The organism is Thermoanaerobacterium sp. CMT5567-10, assembly GCF_030534315.2.
Lineage (GTDB): Bacteria > Bacillota > Thermoanaerobacteria > Thermoanaerobacterales > Thermoanaerobacteraceae > Thermoanaerobacterium.
This window is the reverse complement of the sequence record NZ_CP130558.2, coordinates 376,680-399,025: the sequence shown is the minus strand read 5'-3', so window position 1 is coordinate 399,025 and position 22,346 is coordinate 376,680. Positions and strand designations below refer to the sequence as shown.

Here is a 22,346-nt window from a genome sequence, read left to right as displayed (position 1 = left end):
GGGGGATAAGTGTGGGAGAGGAATCACGTATTACAATAAAGGATTTACCTGAAGATGATAGACCAAGAGAAAGATTAATTAAATATGGTCCATCGGTATTGTCAAATGCTGAACTAATGGCTATAATTATAGGGACAGGAAATAGAGATGAGAGTGCAATAATGCTTTCACAAAGATTGCTTAGTGAAGGTAATGGTCTTAAATATCTTCTTGATACTGGGGTAGAAAGGCTTTCAGAAATCAAAGGAATTGGATTGGCGAAGGCTGCAAAAATAAAGGCAGCTATTGAGCTTGGTAGAAGATTGGCTCTTGCGGGGTACAGTGATGGTTACATTATAAAAAAGCCTGATGATGTCATAAGTTTACTGATGGATGAAATGCGATATCTAAATAAAGAATATTTTAAAGTGGTTATGCTGAATGTAAAAAACAAGGTGATTGCGGTTGACACTGTTTCAATAGGAAGTTTAAATACTTCTATAGTGCATCCAAGAGAAGTATTTAAAGCTGCTATCGAAAGGTCCGCATCTTCTATAATCATGGTTCATAATCATCCAAGTGGTGATCCAACCCCCAGCAGAGAAGATATTGAAGTGTCAGATAGGATTTTTAAAAGTGGCAATTTGTTAGGAATCAAAGTTTTGGATCATATTATTATTGGTGATGGAATAGGTATAAGTTTGAAAGAAAGAGGTTATTATGATTTTGATAAGTAAGGAAGGAGTTATAAATAGGATGAAAGGATTTTCTAGGGATATAGGTATTGATCTTGGAACTGCAACAACACTTGTTTATGTTCAAGGAAAGGGAATAGTTTTAAGGGAACCTTCTGTTGTAGCAATAAAAAACGATACACATACTGTATTGGCTGTAGGCGAAGAAGCTAAAAAGATGGTGGGAAGAACACCAGGGAATATAGTTGCTATAAGACCTATGAGAGACGGAGTTATAGCTGATTTTGATATAACAAAGATGATGCTGGATCATTTTATAGGAAAAGTGAATCCGCGAAAGGGATTATTTAGACCCAGGGTAATAGTAGGAATTCCGTCAGGAGTCACAGAAGTTGAAAAAAGAGCAGTTATTGAAGCCTCACTTCAAGCAGGAGCAAAAGAAGCGCATACTGTGGAAGAACCAATGGCAGCAGCTATAGGTGCTGGTTTGCCTGTGGAAGAGCCGACTGGAAGCATGGTAGTTGATATAGGTGGAGGTACAACAGACGTAGCAATTATTTCTCTTGGTGGTATTGTAACAAGCAAATCATTGAGAGTCGGCGGAGATGAAATGGATGAAGCTATTATAAATTATATAAAGAGGGAATACAATCTGATGATAGGAGAAAGGACTGCTGAGGAAGTAAAGATTCAAATTGGATCGGCTTTTCCGAAGGCTAAAGAGGAAACTATGGATATAAGAGGAAGAGATTTAGTATCTGGACTTCCTAAGACATTAAAAATCACTTCCACCGAGATACTGGAAGCTTTGAAAGACCCAGTATCAAGTATATTGGATGCTATTAAGTTGACACTTGAAAAAACACCGCCGGAGTTGGCAGCAGATATAATGGACAGGGGAATAATGCTTACTGGTGGTGGCGCACTATTAAGTGGTATTGATAGGCTTATAAGGCAAGAAACAGGTATGCCTATACAGATAGCAGATCAACCTTTAGATTGTGTTGCGTTAGGTACAGGTAAAATTTTAGAGGAAAGTTCTTTGTTTAAAAGGGTGCTGGCCCCAACGAATAAGTTAAATTGAGAGGAGGGGGAAAGTGCCACGATTTCTCAAAAATAAGCAATTTATATTTGTGATTTTAATAGCCGTGGCACTTATATCCGCCATGGCGTATACTTATGGTGGGGGACGCAATATAACACCTATTGAATCAGCTATAGGCAGTATTTTATCGCCTGTAGAAAAAGTTTTTTATTCAATAGGAAATAATGTATCTAACTTTTTTTCTTCCATAAGAGAGATTGGGACATTGAGAGCTAAAAATGCAGCGTTGGAAAAAGAGATTATTAAATTAAATAAAAACGACATAATGCTGCAGGAATACATTAATGAAAATAACAGACTAAGAGATATTTTAAACTTTAAAGATAATAATAAAAATATAACTACTCAACCTGCTAATATTGTAAGCAAAAATCCTGGTAATTGGTTTAATACATTTAATATAGATGTTGGATCAGATGATGGGATAAAGCCAAAGATGGCTGTTTTAGATGAAAAAGGAAATATGGTTGGAATAGTAACAGACGTTGGGAAAAATTGGTCAAAAGTCCTGTCAATTATTGACGTAGATAGCTCTGTAAGTGCTATTGATGTTAGAACAAGAGACAATGGCATTATTCGAGGAGATTCCAATGGAAATCTAACTATGATATATATTCCAATCGATTCCAAGATAAGTAAAGGTGACATAATTACAACATCAGATATGAGTATGTTCCCAAGAGGGCTAATTATTGGTAAAGTAGAGAAAGTAGAAAAAGATGAGGGCTCACTTTTAAAACAAGCAATCATAAAACCTGAAGCAGACTTTGAAAGGCTTGAATTTGTACAAGTCGTGACAAACATGAAAACTACGGGAGATTAATTATATTAGTCTATGTACTTTATGATGATTGACACAGAAACGATGGAGGTTAAAATGAGGAGCATATATAAATACCTGTTAATTATATTTGTTATAATCCTTCAAGCTACATTATTTAGATATATTGCAATTTTAGGCGTTAAACCTGACGCCTTATTAATTTTGGTTATCGCCTTTTCTCTATTAAATGGGACAAGAGAAAGTATTATATTGAGCTTGTTTGGAGGAATTCTTGTAGATGTGCTTTTTAATAACGCCATTGGTTTTGTAACTATTTCCCTTCTTTCTGTGGCTTATTTAACAGGATTGTTGAGCAAAAATGTATTTAAAGAAAGTACATTTGTAGCATTTGTCTTTGTATTTTTAGGAACAATTCTTTACAATCTAATAATGATATTTTCTATGCTCCTTATGAAATATGACATCAATCCATCTTATTTATTTAATGTTATTATTGTTCAATCTGTCTACAATTCTTTTATAACTATTTTTGCTTATAGGTATATTGTGATGTTTAATAGCTATATAAATACAAAAAAATTTTTTTTTAAGATCTAAAGGTGGTCAAATTGAGTGAAAGTTTAAAGAAGAGATTCAATATATTTGGATGGGTAATAGCCATAATGCTTGTTACTCTTGTAGGTAGGCTGGTGTATTTGCAGCTTATAAAAGGTGATTATTATAAACAGCAGTCTTTAGGCAATGCTATAAGATCTATCACGATTACAGCTCCAAGAGGCGATATAGTCGATAGAAACGGTATTAAACTTGCAACAAACAGGCCTAGCTATTCTATCGAGCTACTGCGCAGCGATGCCAAAAATGTCAATTTAAATGATGTGATTTTAAGATTATTAAATATCCTTAATAAAAACGGAATTAAGTATAAAGATGATTTGCCTATATTTCTAGACAACAAAAACATGCCCTATTTCAATTTTCAAAATCCAGATGAAAGCAATGTATCTCAAACAGTTTTAAAACAGCGTGAAGCACAATGGAAGAAGAACAACAATATACCTAAAAATGCTACAGCATATGAAACGTGGGAAATATTGATAAACAAATTTAAGATAACAAAAGAACTACCTCCACAAGATATAAGAGGTATAATGGCGATACAACAGTTGATGCTGGAACAAGGATATACCCAGTACAAGCCTGTAGAAATAGTGACAGATGCGAATCAGCAGACAGTTGCAGAAATAGAAGAAAATCATCTAGATTTGCCAGGTGTAATTATAGATGTTAAACCTATAAGACTTTATCCTTTTAAGACATTACTTTCCCAGACATTAGGATATATTGGACGTATGACAGCGGAAGAGTGGAAAAAGTACAGTAAGGAAGGCTATCAAATAACAGATTTAGTTGGGCATTACGGTTTGGAAAGTTATCTAGAAAAATATTTAAGAGGCACAGATGGAAAGCAGCAAGTGGAAGTAGATAACTATGGTAGATTAATAAAAAAACTGGATGAGGTTAGCCCGAAGCCAGGAGATACTGTGTATTTGACTATAGATAAAAAACTACAGCAAGTAGCAGAAGAATCACTAGAGAAGACTATGGAAAATATAAGAAAAACAAAAAAGGGTCCTCATGGTGAGTATTTACCGGCAAATATAGGAGCTGTCGTCGTTACAGACATAAATACCGGTGAGATTTTAGCACTTGCCAGCGTACCCGGTTATGATCCCAATATTTTTGCATCAGGCAATCCACCAAGCAGCGTAGTAAATGAATTGTTTAAACCGCGAAATGCTACTATCGACCCAAGTCCTATCTTTAACTATGCCACACAAGGTGCAGCGCCTCCAGGTTCAACATTTAAGATGGTAACTGCATTGGCTGCTTTGGAATCTGGTGTCACGACAGTAAATGAAAAATACGTTGATCCAGGTATATATCCTCTAACAGGTCAGGAAAACTGGCTGTATGGGGAATATGGAAGGACGCAAGGTGCTGTAAATGTATCTGAGGCCATAAAATACTCAACGGATACCTATTTCTACGAGATGGGAAGAAGAATGGGGATTGACAAAATATATGAATACGCACATATGTTAGGCCTTGACCAAAAAACGGGAATAGAATTATATGAGACGATAGGAACAATATCCAACAAGAAGTTTAAAAGGGATTATAATTTATCAATATTGAAATCAATGGTTAAGTCTGAATCAAATCCAGAAGGTAAAATAACTCAAGAACAGTACGACAAAATAGTAAGTTTAATTGACAAAGGTAATTTTAGCGACTATTCTACGTTTTTAGAGCTAAAAAAAATGGGCATAACCGATTCAAAACTGCAGATGACTATATGGCAGTTGATGGATGCAACTAAGTGGACTTTAGTAGATACGACAAATGCATCTATAGGACAAGGCAGCAATCAATTTACGCCTGTAGAAATTGCAAGTTATTTATCGACGCTTTTAAATGGTGGAACAAGATATAGATTGCATTTGGTGGATAAGATAGTTTCTCCAGATGGTAAAATTGTTAAGGAAGAAAAGCCAGAAGTATTAGATAAGATCAGCATACCGCAGAAATACTTAGACGCTATAAAGCTGGGAATGAAAGGAGTAACTGAAGAAGGAGGTACTGCCAGTGCGGCATTTCAGGGGTTTCCAATACCTGTTGGTGGTAAGACAGGCACTGCTGAAGTAGGGTCTCATGGTACGAAAGTCATGCAGAATTATGCTTGGTTTGTTGGATTTGCGCCATATGATAAGCCACAGATTTTGGTTACAGCACTGATATATCAAGGTGGCTCTGGTGCATATACTGCATATGTTGCAAGAGATATAATGGATGCTTATTTTGGATTTGCCAATTCAAACAATAAGACGCAGACAAATAGTCAACAAAGCAATACTACTAATAATCATTAATTATTATTTAGATTTGTATCATTGTTGTGTGAGAGGATTTTTTGTCCTCTTTTGTTTTTTTTAGAAGGAAAAATCTAAGTTATGGAGAATATTATAAGTAAGACTATATTGGGAGGGCAAAAAATGTTAAATGATTATGTAAAAATCCATGGTTCAAAAGATGGATTGGTAATTATCGCTAGTGATGTTTCTGATATAAATGTTTTAAGAGAAAAAATAATTAATAGAATTGAACGTTCACTAACATTTTTTAAAGGTGCACAACTTACAGTAAAAGTTCGCAATTTAAATGTAGATGAGAAAAGTTTGGATCAGTTGAAAGAGCTTATTTTGAAAAATTATGGAGTAAATGTTAGATTTAAAAAGATTCAGGATAGGTACCTAAAAAATGTGACAGGTGAAAATGCAATTTTTGATGGACTTGATGAGGGAATGACCAAATTTTACAATGGAACTGTAAGATCAGGTCAAGTTGTAAAATACTATGGAAATCTTGTTGTTCTGGGTGACGTAAATCCTGGCGGTATTGTACAAGCATCTGGAAATATTGTTATAATGGGTACTTTAAGGGGAATTGCTCATGCAGGTATATCTGGGAATATCGATTCTATAATTGCGGCATCTAAGATTAATGCCATGCAGCTTCGAATTTCTAACATAATTTCACGTTCACCCGATAATGATATTGAGGCTGTATATCCCGAAATTGCTTTAGTCAAAAAAAACAAAATAATAGTTAAACCACTTTACTTATATGGAAAAATATAGTAAAATAAACAATTAGAAGAAATATAAGAATGGAGTGAAAATGTATGAGTGAAGTTATAGTTATAACATCTGGTAAAGGTGGAGTTGGAAAAACCACAACTACGGCTAATATAGGTACATATTTGTCAATGAAAGGATTTAAAACAGCATTGGTAGATACTGATATAGGTTTGAGAAATCTTGACGTAGTTATGGGGTTGGAAAATAGAATAGTTTACGACCTAGTTGATGTGGTAGAAGGACAGTGCCGTCTGAAGCAAGCATTAATAAAAGATAAGAGATTTGATGGACTTTACCTTTTACCGGCTGCTCAAACAAGAGATAAAACAGCTGTAAATCCAGAACAGATGCGGGCAATTACTGATGAATTAAGACAGGATTTTGATTATATATTGATAGATTGTCCTGCAGGCATCGAACAAGGCTTTAAAAATGCCATAGCGGGTGCTGATAAGGCTTTGGTGGTTACGACGCCAGAAGTATCTGCAGTGAGAGATGCCGATAGAATAATAGGGCTTTTGGAAGCATCGGATGTACGGGATCACATGCTTATCATAAACAGGATAAAGATGGATATGGTAAAAAGAGGAGACATGATGAATATTGACGATATAATGGATATACTGGCTATAGATTTGCTTGGTGTTATTCCAGATGATGAAAATATAGTCATATCTACAAATAAAGGTGAACCGATTGTTGTAGATGATAAATCATTAGCTGGACAAGCGTACAGAAACTTGACACAGAGATTGATAGGCGAGGATGTCCCGCTTATAAATCTTGATATTAATTACGGTATTTTAGACAGGTTGAAAAATTTGTTTAAAATTTCTTCGAGTCGGTAGTGCCGGGAGGTGTAATAAATGGACTTGTTTAAATCTTTTGGTGGGAGAAGCAATAGTAAAAATGTAGCAAAAGAGAGGCTTCAATTATTGCTTGTTCATGACAGAGCAGACGTATCTCCAAAGCTTTTGGAACTTATGAAAGAAGAAATAATGAATGTAATATCCAATTACGTTGAAATTGATGAAGATGGATTAAATGTAGAAATTACAAAAGAGAAAAAAAGAGATGATACACTTGTACCAGCTTTGCATGCAAATATACCTATAAAAAAGATGAAGAGAAATGTTAGATAACCGGTTTAAGCCGGTTATTTTAGCTTTTCAAATTTTACATATTTTTAAGAATTAAGTTCCTAAATTATATATAGTGAAATCATGTATTCTATGATATAATACAAAATGAAATCTTAATGATAGAGGGGAACTAGTAGATTAATGTTTAACAAAAAGTTATGGAAGAATTTTGATTTTGGTTTGTTTATTACGGTTTTATTCATATGTGCATTTAGCGTTGTCGTCATATCAAGTGCATCACATGCAGTAGAAACGGGATCATACAAAAATGTGATAGTTCAACTTATAGCAGTTTTGGTTGGAATGATTTTTCTGTTTTTTATAATATTGTTTGATTATAATCAGATTGCCAGGCTTTCAAAGATAATTTACGTTTTAAATATTTTAATTCTTATTTCTGTTCTTTTCATAGGGAAGGTAAGCAATGGCGCTCAAAGCTGGATTCATATAGGACCAATTGATGTGCAGCCATCTGAATTTTCAAAAATTGCCCTCATATTAACACTTGCAAATCTTTTTAATGAAATGGGTGAAATAAAGAGTTTTAAAGATTTGGTGGGTCCATTGATTCACGTTGGTATACCATTTATAATTGTAATGCTGCAGCCGGACCTTGGAACAGCTTTAGTTTTTTTAGCAATCTTTATTGGCATGCTTTTTATATCAGGTGTAAGGCCAAAAATTTTTGCGGGATTAATTGCAATGGGTCTGGCGATGCTTCCTGTGGCATATAAGATATTGAAACCATATCAAAGAAATAGGCTTTTATCATTTATAAATCCCAACCTTGACCCAATGGGTTCTGGCTACCACGTAATACAGTCTAAAATTGCAATTGGCTCTGGAATGTTCTGGGGGAAAGGACTTTACAACGGCAGCCAAACACAACTTTATTATTTACCTGAGGCATGGACAGATTTTATTTTTTCTGTTGTTGGTGAAGAATTGGGATTTATCGGTGCAACGGCATTAATAATTCTTTATGCGTATATGCTGTATAGATGCTGGAAGATAGCTGTTATGGCTAAGGATAAATATGGATGTTTAATAGCCGTTGGCATTATGTCGATGTTTACATTCCATATATTCGAAAACATTGGAATGACTGTTGGAATAATGCCTATTACAGGTATACCGTTACCTTTTATGAGTTATGGAGGCAGTTCAATGGTTGCTAACATGATTGCACTTGGGTTGTTATTAAATGTAGGTATGCGAAGGCAAAAGATTAATTTTTAAATTTAGAGAGGATGGTTAATATGAATATTGCATTAATTGCACATGATATGAAGAAATCTTTGATGATAGATTTTGCAATAGCGTATAAAGACATTTTAGAAAAGTGCAATATATACGCTACAGGGGCTACAGGTCAATTGGTTGAGGAAGCTACAGGGATTAAAGTTAACAAGTTTTTGCCAGGCCCTATGGGTGGTGACCAACAGATTGGTGCTATGATTGCAGAAGATAAGATGGATTTAGTCATATTCTTAAGAGATCCATTAACAGCGCAGCCCCATGAGCCTGATATATTGGCACTTTTAAGGGTATGCGATGTTCATTCAATACCCCTTGCTACAAATTTAGCTACTGCTGAGGTGTTGATTAAAGGACTTGATGTTGGACTTTTGGAATGGAGAAATGCCGTTAAATGAAAATATCATAAACTTCCTTCATATGTAATATAAATATAGAAAGAAGGAGGTTTATCAAATGAAACCCAACAAATGGCAATCTGGTAGTTATTCTAAAGATGGTTTAAACAATTTAAAGAAATATTTTGGTATGTTTGAAGACCAGTTGATAGTGTGTCTTTTGCTTTTAGGTGTTGTGATGCTTTTTAAGGCTATTAATGTTCCGATGACGAATAAAGCAATGGCAGAAGTAAAATCTGTACTAAATTACAATTCAAATTATGAAAATACTAAAAAGGGACTTAAACTAGTTATGAGCAAGATACCATCATTGAAAAATGATGTTGTAAAAGTATTTTCGAATAAAACCGAAGATGTGAAGGATACAGTCACGCAAAATGTTAATACGAAAATGATAAAACCAATTAGTGGTGATATTGTATCTGTATTCGGGACAAAAGTTGATCCAAATTCAGGAAAAGAGATAAAAAATGATGGCATTGATATAAGTGTTACCAACAATGAGCCAGTAGAAGCTGTATTAGATGGAGAAGTTATGATAGCTGATAATTCTAATCCCGATTGGGGTAAGGTAGTTGTAATAAGGCATAATGGCGATGTTCGTTCTGTTTATGCGTATTTATCTGAAATAGACGTAAAAGTTGGTGATAAAGTATTACAGGGCCAGATAATAGGAAGGATAGGAAGCGACAAGAATAAAAGCACCGCTCTGCATTTTGAAATATGGGAAAACGGGAAACCTGTAGATCCAGAGTCAAAGATAAATTTTAATGTTGTAAAAAGTGATGTGCAAAATGAAAATTGATGATCTGAAATTAAAGATAAACCCATTTACGTGGGTTTTTATATTGCTACTCATTATTACAGGTTTTTATATTGAGCTGATAAACATTATTTTGACTGTTGCAATTCATGAGATAAGCCACTACTACGTTGCCAAAAAGCTAAATGTGAACATGATACAAGTTGAAATATTCCCTTTTGGTGGAGCTGCAATTTTTGAAAGCGAAATTTTTATACGGCCTGATTTGGAGATTGTTATTGCATTGGCAGGGCCTTTGTCTAATCTTGTCTTTATTATGATATTGGTAATTTTAAGTGAAGTAACAAGCATTTCTTTTGACTACCTCATTAAAATAAATGTTTTAATGTGTGCATTTAATCTTTTACCAGGTGTTCCTCTCGATGGTGGCAGAGCTTTAAAGGCTATTTTATCCAGTTTTATAGGTATCACGAGAGCCAATAATGTAGCAGTTAAATTTTCTTATGTGATATCATTTTTGCTTATTTACAGTGGTATACTTATGATTATTAATGGCAATAAAAATTATGTACTTATAATTACTGCTATATTTCTCATCATTTCTGCAAAAAAAGAAAGAAAGTTGTCTGCATATTTTAATCTAAGAGATTTGGCTTATAAAAAAGAAGAATTTTACAAGAAAGGTTGTATGAATGTAAAACAGATAGCAGTCCTCGAAAACCAGAAGTTAATAAAGATAATCAATTGTTTTTTGCCATTAAAATATCATATAATAGTTGTGTTGGATAAAAATTTAAGAGAGAAAAAAAGAATTACTGAGACTGAACTTTTCGATTTTGCAGTCAGTAATGGACTATATTTAACGATAGGTGATATCTTAAATAAGCTGAAATAGGAGGTAACAATGTTAGATATTAAGGATAAGTTAGATAAAATATTGATGAAAGTGAGTAAACCTGCCCGTTATATAGGCGGTGAAATAAATTCTGTAATTAAAGATGTAAATAGTGTTGACATCCGGTTTGCCTTTGCATTTCCTGACGTTTACGAAGTCGGAATGTCGCATTTGGGATTGAAAATACTTTATCATCTAATGAACGATAGAGATGATACATATTGCGAAAGGGTATTTGCTCCATGGGTAGATATGGAAAACCTAATGCGAGAAAATGACATACCGCTTTTTTCACTTGAAACTAAAACACCTCTTAATATGTTTGACATTATAGGATTTACGCTGCAATACGAATTAAGCTACACAAACATATTAAACATGTTAGATTTATCTAAAATTCCAGTGAGAAGCAAGGATAGACATGGCTATCCATTAATCATAGCTGGAGGTCCTTGTGCATACAATCCTGCTCCCCTTTCTGATGTTGTGGATTTATTTGTCATAGGAGATGGAGAAGAAATTATCAATGAACTTTTAGATTTAGTTAAGGCTTGTAAAAAAGATGGAGCACCAAAAGAAGTGCTTTTAAGGCGTGCATCTAAAATTCAAGGTGTATATGTTCCATCGTTTTACAGGGAAGTATACAATTTTGATAATACTATTCGCACTATAGAGCCATTAAATGAAGATGTGCCTGCTAAAGTAAAAAAGCGCGTAGTAAAAGATTTGGATAAAACGTATCATTCAGATAGACAGATTGTGCCGTTTATAAATACAGTGCACGATAGAATCATATTGGAAGTTTTTAGAGGTTGTACAAGAGGATGTAGATTTTGTCAGGCTGGAATGATTTACAGGCCTGTAAGGGAAAGGTCGAAGAAAACTTTACTTAAATTAGCTGACAAATTAATAAAATCAACCGGATATGAGGAGATTTCTTTGACTTCCTTAAGCACATGTGACTATTCAGAAATAGAAAGTTTGATATATGATTTAATTGAAAAATATAAAGATAGAGGCATTGGAGTAGCACTACCGTCTACCAGGATTGATGCCTTCTCTGTAAATTTACTAAATGAGATACAGAAAGTAAGGAAGACAGGGCTTACACTTGCACCAGAGGGTGGCACGCAAAGGCTGAGAGATGTGATAAATAAAGGTGTTACTGAAAGGGACTTGATAAATTCTACGAGAGAAGCCTTTAAAGCAGGGTGGAGGAGTGTAAAGCTGTATTTTATGCTGGGGCTTCCTGAGGAGACGATGGAAGATGTAAAGGGGATATCAGATCTTGCCCATTTAGTAGCTGATGTATATAAAGATGTGAATGGCAACACAAAGGGACTTAAAATAACAGTAAGCACTTCAACTTTTGTTCCAAAACCATTTACTCCTTTTCAATGGTGTCCTCAAGACGACATGGATACTATAATTAAAAAACAGAATTACCTAAAAGAGCTACTAAAGGGAAAGATTTTCCACTACAATTGGCATGAGCCGAAGATGAGCTTTTTAGAAGCTGTAATTTCTAAAGGCGATAGAAGAGTAGGACAAGCATTGATTAAGGCGTGGGAAAGTGGATGTAAGTTTGATGGCTGGGATGAATTTTTTAAATTTGATAATTGGCTTAAGGCCTTTGAAAGTGTAGGAATCGATCCAAGATTCTATGCTTATAAAGAAAGAGATTTCAAGGAGATATTCCCATGGGATGTGATTGATGCTGGTGTGAAAAAAGATTATCTTGTAAGAGAATACAAAAAGGCGTTGGAAGGAAGACTTACAAATGACTGCAGGTTATATTGTACAGGCTGCGGAATAAAAGATCTTGATGAAGGAGTTGTATGCTTTGAAACTGAGAAGTAAATTTGAAAAAGATGGTGATTTAAAGTTTATCTCTCATTTAGATCTCATGAGGGCGATTGAGAGAGCGATGAGAAGAGCTCAAATAAAGTTTTCACTTTCGAAAGGCTTTAATCCACATCCGCTGTTGTCTTTTGGACCGGCATTGATGATGGGTGCAACGACTCACGGAGACTATTTTGATGTAGTTTTAGAAGATGAAATAGATCCGGAGAAATTTAAAGATGATATGAATAGAACACTTCCAAATGGATTAAAAATAATAGATTGTTATAGAGTTGATGATAAGGACTTGCTGTCAGATAGAGTTGTAGAGGGTGAATATACAATAATTATTGATCTGCTAGACTATGGAAAAGACATGGGAGATATTATTGAAAGATTTTTGAACAAAGATGAAATATTAGCAGAAAAAGACACAAAAAGTGGTAAAAAGATGATTGATTTAAAAAAATACATTGAGGAATTTAAAATATTAAGTGTCCATGATGGCAAAATAAATTTATATCTACGGTTAAAGATTTCTGAAGGTTCACCAGGCCCGATTCATGTTTTGAAGGCTCTTGATGACTTTGCAGGTCATGTTTTTGATTTGGAGAAGATTCTCATAGACAGAAAAAAGCTTATATTAAATTGAGGTGAAATATTTGAAGCGGATTTTATTTGATATAAGTGATAAATTTGATCAAGTAGCGTATTTAGAAGATGGTACGTTGGTTGAGTATCACGTAGAATATTCTGACAACAGAAGCATAGTGGGAAATATTTACAAAGGAAAAGTTAAAAACACCATAAAAGGTATGCAAAGTGCCTTTATAGATATAGGTATAGGTAAAAATGCATATTTATTTGTAAGTGATGTAAATAAAAAAGGCAAAGCTAATGAGAATTGTTCAATTACAAAGCTTGTAAAACCTGGTCAAGATATAATTGTTCAGGTATCAAAAGATTCTATAGGGCTAAAAAATCCAAAAGTCACAACAAATATATCTCTACCTGGTAAATATGTTGTTTTGTTGCCTGAAACAGATTATGTTGGGATTTCACACCGCATCTATGATGAAGAAAAGCGCTTAGAATTGATAAACATAGCGAAAAGAGTTAAACCAAATAATATAGGCATTATAATTAGAACAGCAGCGCAAAATGTAAGTGAAAAAGAGTTTGAAAAAGATATTTTGGATTTGTGTTATTTGTACGATGAGATAATTAAAAAATATAAATATGCCAACGCTCCTGAATTAATATACGAAGAGGAGAATTTTATTGTTAAGTATATAAGAGATTTATCATCATTTATGGTTGATGAAATAGTGATTAATGATGTTAAGCAGTATGAAAAAATATTGGATTATGTGAAAAAGCAGGGGCAAAATGTATCTATAAAATACGAAGAAGGAGACTTAATAGGCTTATATGGTGCTGAAAAGCAAGTTGAAAAACTTTTAGACAAGAAAGTGTGGCTTAAAAGCGGCGGATTTATAATAATTGATAAGACTGAAGCATTGACGGTCATAGACGTAAATACAGGAAAATATGTAGGGAAATCTTCGCTTCGGGAAACTATATTAAAAACGAATATAGAAGCGGCTAAAGAAATAGCGCTTCAATTGAGACTGAGGGATATTGGCGGTATTATAGTTATAGATTTTATCGATATGGACAATGAAAGTGACAGGCAGAAGGTTTTAAAGGTTTTTGAAGAATCGTTAAAAAGCGATAGATCGAAATGCAGTATCCTGGGATTTACTCATTTAGGATTGGTTGAAATGACGAGGAAAAGAGTAAGATCAAATGTAAGCGAGTATTTGCAGGATAAATGTGAGTGCTGCAAAGGTACAGGGTATGTTGTGTCAAACAATATGCTTGTGCTTAAAATTAAGAGAGCAATTGAAAGAATTTTGAGAAATACTAACGCAAAAAAAATTAAAATAATTTCAAATAGAAGAATATTGAATTTAATTAGGCAAAATGAACTAGAGAAAAGATATAAGGAAAAATTTGAAATAGAAATAAATACAGTTTTTGATGATAAGCTTGACATAGATGAATTTCAGGTTGATTACGAATTATGATTGACAATTAATTATTATTATGCTAGAATACACTTTGTAACCGCTCGGAACGGGTTTTTAATGCTTCTATTGGGAATACCTTTGGAAGTACCTTGGTTTCGGCGAGACTGGTAAAGAGGAGGTGCCGTAGTGTACGCAATTATAGAAACAGGTGGCAAACAGTACAGAGTTCAAGAAGGCGATATTCTAGAAGTTGAAAAACTTGATTGTGAAGCTGGTAGTGTGTATTCCTTTGATAAGGTGTTAGCAGTAGCAAAGGACGATGGAACTGTAGATTTTGGCAAACCATATCTTAAAGATGTAAAAGTTGATGCAAAAGTTCTTGAACATGGAAAAGGTAAAAAAATCATAGTTTTTAAGTATAAGCCAAAGAAGAATGAGAGAAAGAAGAAAGGGCATCGTCAGCCGTTTACGAGAGTACAGATTGAGAAGATTATGTAAGTAAAATGATTAGGATTAATATATTTAGAGATGCGGATAACAAAGCACAAAAATTTGAAATCAAAGGACATGCTGGTTATGATGTTTACAATAGAGATATAGTATGCGCCGGCGTTACTGCAGTGGCGCAGACAGCTGTCCTTGGCTTAGAATCACTTAAGACGGTATCCATTAAGAAGAAGATAAGTGATGGATATATGTATGTTGAAATAGAAAATCATGGTACAAATGATGATAGCATTAGATTGTGTGCTATTATTGATACAATGATTTTAGGGCTTAAAGATATTGAGAAGGATTATTCTGCGTATGTAAAAGTATTTGATAGGAGGTGTAATTGATGAGGCTACAGTTATTTGCTCATAAAAAAGGTATGGGAAGTACCCGCAATGGTCGTGACAGTGAGTCAAAGCGACTTGGTGTAAAAAGAGCAGATGGCCAATTTGTATTAGCGGGGAATATACTTGTAAGGCAAAGAGGTACAAAGATACATCCTGGAGTTAATGTAGGTAGAGGTAAAGACGATACATTGTTTGCACTTATTGATGGATATGTTGCTTTTGAGAGAAAAGGAAAAGACAAAAAACAGGTAAGTGTATATGAAAAAAGAAAGGAAGTCCTGGCATAAGCCGGGATTTTTCTTTTTTATACCAAGTTATGTGGTATAATATATATATAAATTATTTATTTGACTTAGGAGTGATACAAATGACAAAAGATGATGAAGAATATTTAATAGAATACATAAATCTAAAGAGGCATGAATATATAAATGATCTTCAAGTTTTGCTTGGTTATGCTCAGCTTGGAAAAACTGATAAAATTTTTGAGTATATTCAAAAAGTTATTGATAAAAGCAATGATGAGCGTACTGTATTCAATAGCGGTATGGATAATGTTATGAAATACATTAAAAATAAGATTGAAGATAACTAATCTAAAGTAGGTGATGGTGTGTTTATAGATAGTGCAAAAATTTATATAAAGTCGGGAAATGGTGGCAATGGTGTTATCTCATTTAGAAGGGAAAAATATGTGGCGTACGGTGGACCGGATGGGGGTGACGGCGGTAAAGGTGGTGATGTGGTATTTATTACCGATCCTAATATGTCTACATTGATGGACTTTAAATATAAAAGAAAATATATAGCGCCTAGTGGCGAAAATGGAAGCGGTAATAATAAATACGGTAAAAATGCTGATGATCTATACATAAAAGTGCCTGTTGGAACACAAATAATTAGAGATGATACAAATGAGTTAATTGCTGATCTTACGAAACCTGGTCAGAAAGCTATTGTTTTGAGAGGTGGCAAAGGTGGAAGAGGTAATGCAAAATTTGCTTCAGCCACGTTAAAGACTCCTAGATTTGCAGAAAGTGGTGAAGAAGGAAAGGAACTTTATATTCGTTTGGAATTAAAGCTATTGGCTGATGTTGGACTTGTTGGTTTTCCAAATGCAGGTAAATCAACTTTACTGGCAGCTTGTACTAATGCTAGACCAAAGATAGCAAACTATCCTTTTACTACTTTATATCCAAATCTAGGTGTAGTTTATCATAAGGGGAAATCTTTTGTCATGGCTGATATACCCGGCCTTATAGAAGGTGCTCATAGAGGAGAAGGACTTGGATATGACTTTTTGAAGCACATAGAAAGGACGAAATTGATACTGCATATTATTGACGTGTCGAATCCGTTGTCAGATCCTATAGATGATTTTAAAAAAATCAATGAAGAGATGTACTTGTATAATGATAAGCTAAAAGAAATACCTCAGATAGTTGCTTTGAATAAAATAGATGCATTAGACGCATCATTAATTGATTTAGACGATATAAGCGCAAAAATTCAAAGTTTTGGGTACGATGTTTTTAAAATATCTGCAATAACTGGTATAGGCATTGAAAATTTGCTTGATAAGACTATTGAAATCCTTAATAAGTTTAAAGTTGATGTTGAAGAAAATATAGAAGATGTTATTATTTATAATATGCCAAAAGAAGAGGAAACCGTAGATATAGATATTAAAAATGGTGTGTATTGTTTAAGCGGTTCTAAAATTGATAGATTATTGAAAAGAGTTAATCTACAAGATGAAAACTCTTTAAGGTATTTTGAAATGATATTAAAAAAATCTGGAGTAATAGATATGTTGAAGGAAAGGGGGTTTAAAGATGGTGACACTATAAATGTACGAGATTTTGAGTTTGAGTATTACGAATAATCAAAACATCCATAAAACTTGTTGAATGTTGTCAGTAAGTGCTTATTATTGTATAATTACGTATATAATAAGCTAATTAATTGAATTCTTACTGGAGGATTTATTTAGATGACAAATAATTTTCTTAGGCTTGGCATTATGGGTGGTACGTTTGATCCAATACATTTTGGACATCTTGTAACAGCAGAGGCTGTTAGGGATCAATTTAATCTTGATAGAGTAATATTTGTTCCATCAGGTAATCCACCTCATAAAGTCAAAAGAAATATTACAGATAAACATATAAGATACTTGATGACGATTCTTGCTACTGTTACAAATCCATATTTTGAAGTATCTGCTATTGAAATAGATAGGGAAGGATACACCTATACAATTGATACTTTAAAAGAGTTTAAAAAGATATACGGGGAAAATACGCAGATATTCTTTATAACTGGCGCAGATGCAATACTTGAAATTTTGACTTGGAAAAATGCTGAAGAACTTTTGCAAATGTGCAATTTTGTTGCAGCAACAAGGCCTGGATATGCTGGTGATAGTATCAGTGAAAAGATAGATTACATCAAGAAAGTTTATAATAAAGATATATTTCAAGTAACTGTTCCATCATTGGCCATATCATCGACAGATATACGCAATCGTGTATATGAGGGTAGACCTATAAAATACTTGTTGCCTGAATCTGTAGAAAGGTACATTGAAAAAGCCGGGCTTTATAAAAGAAGGTGATACCATGAGTCCTGAATTTTATGTTGATAAACTGAAAAAATTATTAAATGAAGATAGATTTAAACATTCCCTAGGTGTGATGGAGACAGCGGAGAAATTAGCTATAAAATATAATGCAGATATTGAAAAAGCAAAAGTAGCAGGGCTTCTTCATGATTGCGCAAAAAATCTCAGCGATGAAGAACTTATTTCATTAGCCAATAAATACAACATTCAATTAGACGATGTCTTGTTAAGGTCACCATCTTTGTTGCATGGACCTGTTGGTGCATATCTTATCGGAGATTATTTTGGAATACATGATGAAGAAATAAAACGAGCTATTATGCTGCATACAACTGGAGATAAAGATATGACAGTATTAGATAAAGTAATATTTTTAGCAGACTACATTGAACCCAATAGAAATTTTGAAGGAGTAGAGAATTTGCGAAAAGCATCATTAAGCGATCTTGATGAAGCTGTTATCATGGCACTAGACCAGACTATAAACTATATCATTAAGAAGCATCAACTATTGTATATAAAAACAGTGATTGCTCGTAATGATATGATTATTAAGACAAATTCAACTTTGTAAAATAATAGATTTTTTAAGTTCGGAGGTATTACATTGGGTAAAGACAGTGCTGAATTAACATTAAAGATTTTAAAGATACTGGATGATAAAAAAGCATTGGAAGTAAAAGCTCTTTATGTGGGAGAATTGACCACAGTAGCTGATTACTTTGTGATAGCCAGTGGTACATCAACTACTCATGTTAAATCTTTGTGTGATGAGGTATTAGAAAGACTGGAGGAAGAAGGTGTTACGGTAAACCATATTGAAGGGTATAATTCAGCTACATGGATTTTGATGGATTACGGCAGCATTGTTGTGCATATTTTTACGAAAGATGAGAGAAACTTCTACTCTTTGGAAAGACTTTGGGGTGACGCTAAGGAAATTGCTCTTGACAATGTAATGTTTGATTAGTATAATATCTTTAATATAAACCTCCAAGGCCTGCAGATAAAGGCAGGGAGGTTTTTTTCGTAATTTTTTATTCAATAAAATGTTTAATGTTTAAATTAGTTTAATTTATATTTTGAAGTTTTAGGGGGGGTATAAAAGTGCCTACAAAAGTGCATCCGGCTTTAAAAAACATGATACCTATTGTAGACAGCATTGCAAAAACATTTGGAAAAAATTGTGAAGTTGTTTTATATGATTTTTCAAATTTACAAAGTTCTGTAATTGCAGTTGGTAATGGGCATATAACGGGTAGAGAGGTTGGAAATCCTATACCAGAGGTAATATTGAAATCACTTAAAGCCAATAAAACTGAAAATGAAGTGAATTTTAAGACAAAGGGTAAAGATGGCAAAATACTCAAGTCTACTATTGTTTATATCAAAGATGATGCTGGTAAACCTATTGGCTGTTTATGCATAAATATTGATATTTCTGAATATATAATGGTTAAGAATACGTTAGAGGACCTCTGTGAAATTAATAATGGTGAAGAAACGCCTGTAGAGCCGTACGGAGGCAGCGTAAATGACGTTTTAGAGAACATTGTAAATACTACAATAGAGAATTACGGCAAGCCAGTTAACTTTATGTCAAAAGAAGAAAAGGTCAATATGGTAAAAATGCTAGATGCTAAAGGTACATTTTTAATTAGAGGTGCAATAGATTACGTCGCAAAAATATTGTGCGTGTCAAGATATACTATATACAATTATCTTGATGAAATAAGAGTAGGCGATGATCTAACTAAATACTGATGTTAATAGAATATTGAAAAATTTTACGTAGGAATGTGCTGTGTTGCATTCCTATAATATTTTATTGCTATTCTATATTAAAAAGTATATTGTAATTAAAGGTGGCGTATATTTTGAACATTGTATCTATAGAAAAGTGTGATTCCTACTCTGAGGATGAAGTAAAAAAAGCTATAGAAAGGTCTTATAAAAATCTTGGTGGTTTAGAAAAGTACATAAAAAAAGGAGATAAGGTCTTTTTAAAAGCAAATTTGTTGAAGAAAAACAAACCAGATGATGCTGTTACAACACATCCAGCAATAGTTGAAGCTGTTGCCAGTACAATAAAAGATATGGGGGCTATTACTATTATTGGTGATAGCCCTGCAGGACCATTCAGTGAGAGGACTTTAAGATCCATCTACGAAACGACAGGTATGATAGATGTTGCAAAAAGGACTGGTGCTGAACTAAATTACAATACTGATGAGATAGTTGTAAAAATACCTGATGGGAAGCTTATTAAACAAGCGACTTTTATGAAAGCTCTTATGGAATGTGATTCGATTATATCACTTCCAAAATTAAAAACACATGGTATGACAGTATATACAGGGGCAGTTAAAAATCAATTCGGCGCTATACCAGGACTTGTGAAAGCTGGGTATCATTTATCAATGCCTGATGTAAAAAACTTTTCAGACATGTTGATTGACATCAATGTCTTTTTAAAGCCGGTTTTATCGATTATGGATGCAGTTATTGCCATGGAAGGTAACGGACCATCGGCAGGCAAACCTAAAAAAGTAGGACTGATTATATCATCTAACGATGTTTTTTCTCTTGACACAGTAGCAACATTGATAATCGGACTAAATCACGAAGATGCACCAACAGTTTTTATGGCACACAGAAGAGGGCTTGGACGTTTTGATGATATAAAAATAAATGGAATGAATATTGAAGAAGCTAAAGTCAGTAACTTTGATATACCTACTTTGAGGGGATTTAGTGTCACTGAAAAAATACCACCATTTTTAATGAAGTATTTAGATAAGCATGTAAAGCCGTATCCAATTTTTGATTATGATGTATGCAAAAGTTGTGGAATATGCGTATCTAATTGCCCTCCTAAAGCATTAAAAATGATAGATAAAAAACCTACCGTTGATCTTAAAACCTGCATAAGATGTTTTTGCTGCCAGGAATTATGTCCACATAAAGCAGTAAGCATAAAAAGGCCATATATTGCAAAATTATTTTACAGATAAAAAGGGGCTATGCCCCCCTTTTATTTTATAAATATGAATCTGTTTTTTGCTCTTTTTCTTCGCCAAAGTACAACTGAAACTAAAATAGCAAATAATCCCAATATCAATTCAATATACGATCTTATCGTGCCATAATCTTTTATTATTGTAGTTCTGTTGCTATTGTAATAGGTTCCTAAGTAATTTTTGTAGACTGATTCATCTGCAACAAGTTGCACACTGCCAATACTTTTACCATCAAAAGTGAAATTGATTTTACCCAATACAGTGCCTTTTTTAATAGGTGCTTTAATATTATTATCTAATGTTATGCTTGATTTAATGTTGTTTTCTTCACCTTTGGGTACAGCGTAATAGAAAGAATCTTTTGCTATTAGAGGCAATTTGAATTTCACTTTTCCAATATCTGCATATGTTACAATAGAATCTTTCTCAAGAGGATTGACCAATGTATAATTGTTAAATCCGTAATTAAGCAATTTTATTGTATCTGACCATATGTTAGTTCCCACATCTCCCATTATGACCGATATTAACCTATGACCACTTCTTGTGGCAGAACCAACAAAAACTTGATTTGCAGCTATAGTGTAACCCGTCTTTATGCCATCTGCTCCATCATAGTGGAAACTTGAAGGTTTTATAAGTCTGTTGCTAATCCATAAATCTCTTGGCTTGTCAAACTTATTGGTAGGTGGTATCTGATAATGTATTGTGCTTACAATTTTTCTAAATGTCGCATTTCCCATTGCGTATCGCGCAATTAATGCCATATCATATGGTGTCGAATAGTGATTATTATCTGGCAATCCATTAGGGTTGACAAAATGACTGTCATTTGCTCCTATCTCTTTTGCCTTTTTATTCATCATATCAGCAAATGCCTGTACACTGCCGCCAATATGATCGGCAACTGCAATTGCAGCGTCATTGGCAGATTCAAGAAGCATTGCATAAAGCAGTTGTTCCAACGTAAGCTGTTCACCAGGAACTAAGTAAATAGAATTACCATCGATATTCTTAACATCGTCGTTTACAGTTACTACATTATTTAGTTTCCCTTTTTCTATAGCTATGATTGCAGTTAAGATTTTTGTTGTACTTGCAGGATACATCTTTTGATGCATATTCTTATCGTAAAGCACTTGTCCTGTAGTGAAATCCATTAATACTGCGGTCGGACCTACTATCTGAGGTGGACTTTCAATTGCGTACACATGGGGGATAAAGCTTATTAAAAATATAAATGCCATAATAAAAGTAAAAGTTTTTTTCA

Annotated in this window: 26 protein-coding genes; 25 read left to right on the top strand and 1 reads right to left on the bottom strand. The window is 33.7% G+C overall.

Annotated features, from left to right (window positions below):
• Positions 1 to 11 precede the first annotated feature (11 nt).
• The 25 genes from radC (at position 12) to Q2T46_RS02065 (ending at position 21,070) form a co-directional block, all read left to right on the top strand.
• Positions 12 to 716, top strand: a complete 705-nt coding sequence (radC, locus tag Q2T46_RS02185) for a DNA repair protein RadC (protein WP_303264460.1) — start codon at positions 12 to 14, stop codon at positions 714 to 716.
• Positions 717 to 735: 19 nt separating this feature from the next.
• Positions 736 to 1,758 carry a rod shape-determining protein gene (locus tag Q2T46_RS02180; RefSeq protein WP_303265828.1) on the top strand — a complete coding sequence of 341 codons (1,023 nt, stop codon included), beginning with the start codon at positions 736 to 738 and terminating at the stop codon, positions 1,756 to 1,758.
• Between the two features lie 13 nt (positions 1,759 to 1,771).
• Positions 1,772 to 2,602, top strand: coding sequence for a rod shape-determining protein MreC (gene mreC, locus Q2T46_RS02175; protein ID WP_303264461.1), 831 nt, complete (start codon positions 1,772 to 1,774; stop codon positions 2,600 to 2,602).
• 54 nt (positions 2,603 to 2,656) lie between these two features.
• Positions 2,657 to 3,160 (top strand): rod shape-determining protein MreD, encoded by a 504-nt coding sequence (gene mreD, locus Q2T46_RS02170; protein WP_303264462.1) that lies wholly within the window; start codon positions 2,657 to 2,659, stop codon positions 3,158 to 3,160.
• Between the two features lie 11 nt (positions 3,161 to 3,171).
• Complete coding sequence (locus tag Q2T46_RS02165) at positions 3,172 to 5,496, top strand: penicillin-binding protein 2 (protein ID WP_303264463.1); 2,325 nt, start codon at positions 3,172 to 3,174, stop codon at positions 5,494 to 5,496.
• 123 nt (positions 5,497 to 5,619) lie between these two features.
• A complete protein-coding gene (gene minC, locus Q2T46_RS02160; protein ID WP_303264464.1) occupies positions 5,620 to 6,264 on the top strand; it encodes a septum site-determining protein MinC in 645 nt (214 codons plus the stop codon).
• A gap of 44 nt (positions 6,265 to 6,308) precedes the next feature.
• Complete coding sequence (minD, locus tag Q2T46_RS02155) at positions 6,309 to 7,112, top strand: septum site-determining protein MinD (protein ID WP_094043414.1); 804 nt, start codon at positions 6,309 to 6,311, stop codon at positions 7,110 to 7,112.
• Positions 7,113 to 7,130: 18 nt separating this feature from the next.
• Positions 7,131 to 7,406 carry a cell division topological specificity factor MinE gene (gene minE, locus Q2T46_RS02150; RefSeq protein ID WP_303264465.1) on the top strand — a complete coding sequence of 92 codons (276 nt, stop codon included), beginning with the start codon at positions 7,131 to 7,133 and terminating at the stop codon, positions 7,404 to 7,406.
• 141 nt (positions 7,407 to 7,547) lie between these two features.
• Positions 7,548 to 8,645, top strand: a complete 1,098-nt coding sequence (gene rodA / locus Q2T46_RS02145; RefSeq protein WP_209454396.1) for a rod shape-determining protein RodA — start codon at positions 7,548 to 7,550, stop codon at positions 8,643 to 8,645.
• 20 nt (positions 8,646 to 8,665) lie between these two features.
• Positions 8,666 to 9,061 carry a methylglyoxal synthase gene (gene mgsA / locus Q2T46_RS02140; RefSeq protein ID WP_303264466.1) on the top strand — a complete coding sequence of 132 codons (396 nt, stop codon included), beginning with the start codon at positions 8,666 to 8,668 and terminating at the stop codon, positions 9,059 to 9,061.
• 58 nt (positions 9,062 to 9,119) lie between these two features.
• Complete coding sequence (locus tag Q2T46_RS02135; protein ID WP_303264467.1) at positions 9,120 to 9,866, top strand: M23 family metallopeptidase; 747 nt, start codon at positions 9,120 to 9,122, stop codon at positions 9,864 to 9,866.
• A complete protein-coding gene (locus Q2T46_RS02130) occupies positions 9,856 to 10,719 on the top strand; it encodes a M50 family metallopeptidase (protein ID WP_303264468.1) in 864 nt (287 codons plus the stop codon). The genes Q2T46_RS02135 and Q2T46_RS02130 overlap by 11 nt, the downstream gene beginning before the upstream one ends.
• 9 nt (positions 10,720 to 10,728) lie before the next feature.
• Complete coding sequence (locus Q2T46_RS02125; protein ID WP_303264469.1) at positions 10,729 to 12,579, top strand: TIGR03960 family B12-binding radical SAM protein; 1,851 nt, start codon at positions 10,729 to 10,731, stop codon at positions 12,577 to 12,579.
• On the top strand, positions 12,563 to 13,213 hold the full coding sequence (locus Q2T46_RS02120) for a TIGR03936 family radical SAM-associated protein (RefSeq protein ID WP_209454392.1): 651 nt from the start codon (positions 12,563 to 12,565) through the stop codon (positions 13,211 to 13,213). Before Q2T46_RS02125 ends, Q2T46_RS02120 begins: the two co-directional genes overlap by 17 nt.
• 10 nt (positions 13,214 to 13,223) lie before the next feature.
• The gene (locus Q2T46_RS02115; protein ID WP_303264470.1) at positions 13,224 to 14,651 is read left to right on the top strand and encodes an Rne/Rng family ribonuclease; all 1,428 of its coding nucleotides are present in this window, start codon (positions 13,224 to 13,226) and stop codon (positions 14,649 to 14,651) included.
• A gap of 129 nt (positions 14,652 to 14,780) precedes the next feature.
• Positions 14,781 to 15,092 carry a 50S ribosomal protein L21 gene (rplU, locus tag Q2T46_RS02110; protein ID WP_209454390.1) on the top strand — a complete coding sequence of 104 codons (312 nt, stop codon included), beginning with the start codon at positions 14,781 to 14,783 and terminating at the stop codon, positions 15,090 to 15,092.
• A 5-nt stretch (positions 15,093 to 15,097) separates the two neighbouring features.
• A complete protein-coding gene (locus Q2T46_RS02105; protein ID WP_303264471.1) occupies positions 15,098 to 15,433 on the top strand; it encodes a ribosomal-processing cysteine protease Prp in 336 nt (111 codons plus the stop codon).
• A complete protein-coding gene (gene rpmA / locus Q2T46_RS02100; protein WP_013297628.1) occupies positions 15,433 to 15,720 on the top strand; it encodes a 50S ribosomal protein L27 in 288 nt (95 codons plus the stop codon). The genes Q2T46_RS02105 and rpmA overlap by 1 nt, the downstream gene beginning before the upstream one ends.
• Positions 15,721 to 15,800: 80 nt before the next feature.
• Positions 15,801 to 16,028 (top strand): Spo0B domain-containing protein, encoded by a 228-nt coding sequence (locus Q2T46_RS02095; RefSeq protein WP_303264472.1) that lies wholly within the window; start codon positions 15,801 to 15,803, stop codon positions 16,026 to 16,028.
• Between the two features lie 18 nt (positions 16,029 to 16,046).
• Positions 16,047 to 17,318 (top strand): GTPase ObgE, encoded by a 1,272-nt coding sequence (gene obgE, locus Q2T46_RS02090; protein WP_303264473.1) that lies wholly within the window; start codon positions 16,047 to 16,049, stop codon positions 17,316 to 17,318.
• 108 nt (positions 17,319 to 17,426) lie between these two features.
• On the top strand, positions 17,427 to 18,050 hold the full coding sequence (gene nadD, locus Q2T46_RS02085) for a nicotinate-nucleotide adenylyltransferase (RefSeq protein WP_303264474.1): 624 nt from the start codon (positions 17,427 to 17,429) through the stop codon (positions 18,048 to 18,050).
• 4 nt (positions 18,051 to 18,054) lie between these two features.
• Entirely contained in the window at positions 18,055 to 18,630 is a 576-nt protein-coding gene (gene yqeK, locus Q2T46_RS02080) for a bis(5'-nucleosyl)-tetraphosphatase (symmetrical) YqeK (RefSeq protein ID WP_303264475.1), read from the top strand.
• A 33-nt stretch (positions 18,631 to 18,663) separates the two neighbouring features.
• A complete protein-coding gene (gene rsfS / locus Q2T46_RS02075; protein ID WP_303264476.1) occupies positions 18,664 to 19,026 on the top strand; it encodes a ribosome silencing factor in 363 nt (120 codons plus the stop codon).
• 137 nt (positions 19,027 to 19,163) lie between these two features.
• The gene (locus tag Q2T46_RS02070) at positions 19,164 to 19,820 is read left to right on the top strand and encodes a transcriptional regulator (protein WP_303264477.1); all 657 of its coding nucleotides are present in this window, start codon (positions 19,164 to 19,166) and stop codon (positions 19,818 to 19,820) included.
• A 113-nt stretch (positions 19,821 to 19,933) separates the two neighbouring features.
• Complete coding sequence (locus Q2T46_RS02065; protein ID WP_303264478.1) at positions 19,934 to 21,070, top strand: DUF362 domain-containing protein; 1,137 nt, start codon at positions 19,934 to 19,936, stop codon at positions 21,068 to 21,070.
• A gap of 20 nt (positions 21,071 to 21,090) precedes the next feature.
• Here the strand turns inward: Q2T46_RS02065 and Q2T46_RS02060 are convergent, their stop codons facing one another.
• Positions 21,091 to 22,323 carry a D-alanyl-D-alanine carboxypeptidase family protein gene (locus tag Q2T46_RS02060; protein WP_311062399.1) on the bottom strand — a complete coding sequence of 411 codons (1,233 nt, stop codon included), beginning with the start codon at positions 22,321 to 22,323 and terminating at the stop codon, positions 21,091 to 21,093.
• Positions 22,324 to 22,346 lie beyond the last annotated feature (23 nt).

What these genes read in the sequence shown, in the direction of transcription:
- Q2T46_RS02180 (WP_303265828.1), top strand. Translation starts at nt 736, where the DNA reads ATGAAAGGATTTTCTAGGGATATAGGTATTGATCTTGGAACTGCAACA.
- mreD (WP_303264462.1), top strand. Translation starts at nt 2,657, where the DNA reads ATGAGGAGCATATATAAATACCTGTTAATTATATTTGTTATAATCCTT.
- minC (WP_303264464.1), top strand. Translation starts at nt 5,620, where the DNA reads ATGTTAAATGATTATGTAAAAATCCATGGTTCAAAAGATGGATTGGTA.
- minD (WP_094043414.1), top strand. Translation starts at nt 6,309, where the DNA reads ATGAGTGAAGTTATAGTTATAACATCTGGTAAAGGTGGAGTTGGAAAA.
- minE (WP_303264465.1), top strand. Translation starts at nt 7,131, where the DNA reads ATGGACTTGTTTAAATCTTTTGGTGGGAGAAGCAATAGTAAAAATGTA.
- rodA (WP_209454396.1), top strand. Translation starts at nt 7,548, where the DNA reads ATGTTTAACAAAAAGTTATGGAAGAATTTTGATTTTGGTTTGTTTATT.
- mgsA (WP_303264466.1), top strand. Translation starts at nt 8,666, where the DNA reads ATGAATATTGCATTAATTGCACATGATATGAAGAAATCTTTGATGATA.
- Q2T46_RS02135 (WP_303264467.1), top strand. Translation starts at nt 9,120, where the DNA reads ATGAAACCCAACAAATGGCAATCTGGTAGTTATTCTAAAGATGGTTTA.
- Q2T46_RS02130 (WP_303264468.1), top strand. Translation starts at nt 9,856, where the DNA reads ATGAAAATTGATGATCTGAAATTAAAGATAAACCCATTTACGTGGGTT.
- Q2T46_RS02125 (WP_303264469.1), top strand. Translation starts at nt 10,729, where the DNA reads ATGTTAGATATTAAGGATAAGTTAGATAAAATATTGATGAAAGTGAGT.
- Q2T46_RS02105 (WP_303264471.1), top strand. Translation starts at nt 15,098, where the DNA reads ATGATTAGGATTAATATATTTAGAGATGCGGATAACAAAGCACAAAAA.
- rpmA (WP_013297628.1), top strand. Translation starts at nt 15,433, where the DNA reads ATGAGGCTACAGTTATTTGCTCATAAAAAAGGTATGGGAAGTACCCGC.
- Q2T46_RS02095 (WP_303264472.1), top strand. Translation starts at nt 15,801, where the DNA reads ATGACAAAAGATGATGAAGAATATTTAATAGAATACATAAATCTAAAG.
- nadD (WP_303264474.1), top strand. Translation starts at nt 17,427, where the DNA reads ATGACAAATAATTTTCTTAGGCTTGGCATTATGGGTGGTACGTTTGAT.
- yqeK (WP_303264475.1), top strand. Translation starts at nt 18,055, where the DNA reads ATGAGTCCTGAATTTTATGTTGATAAACTGAAAAAATTATTAAATGAA.
- Q2T46_RS02060 (WP_311062399.1), bottom strand. Translation starts at nt 22,323, where the DNA reads ATGGCATTTATATTTTTAATAAGCTTTATCCCCCATGTGTACGCAATT.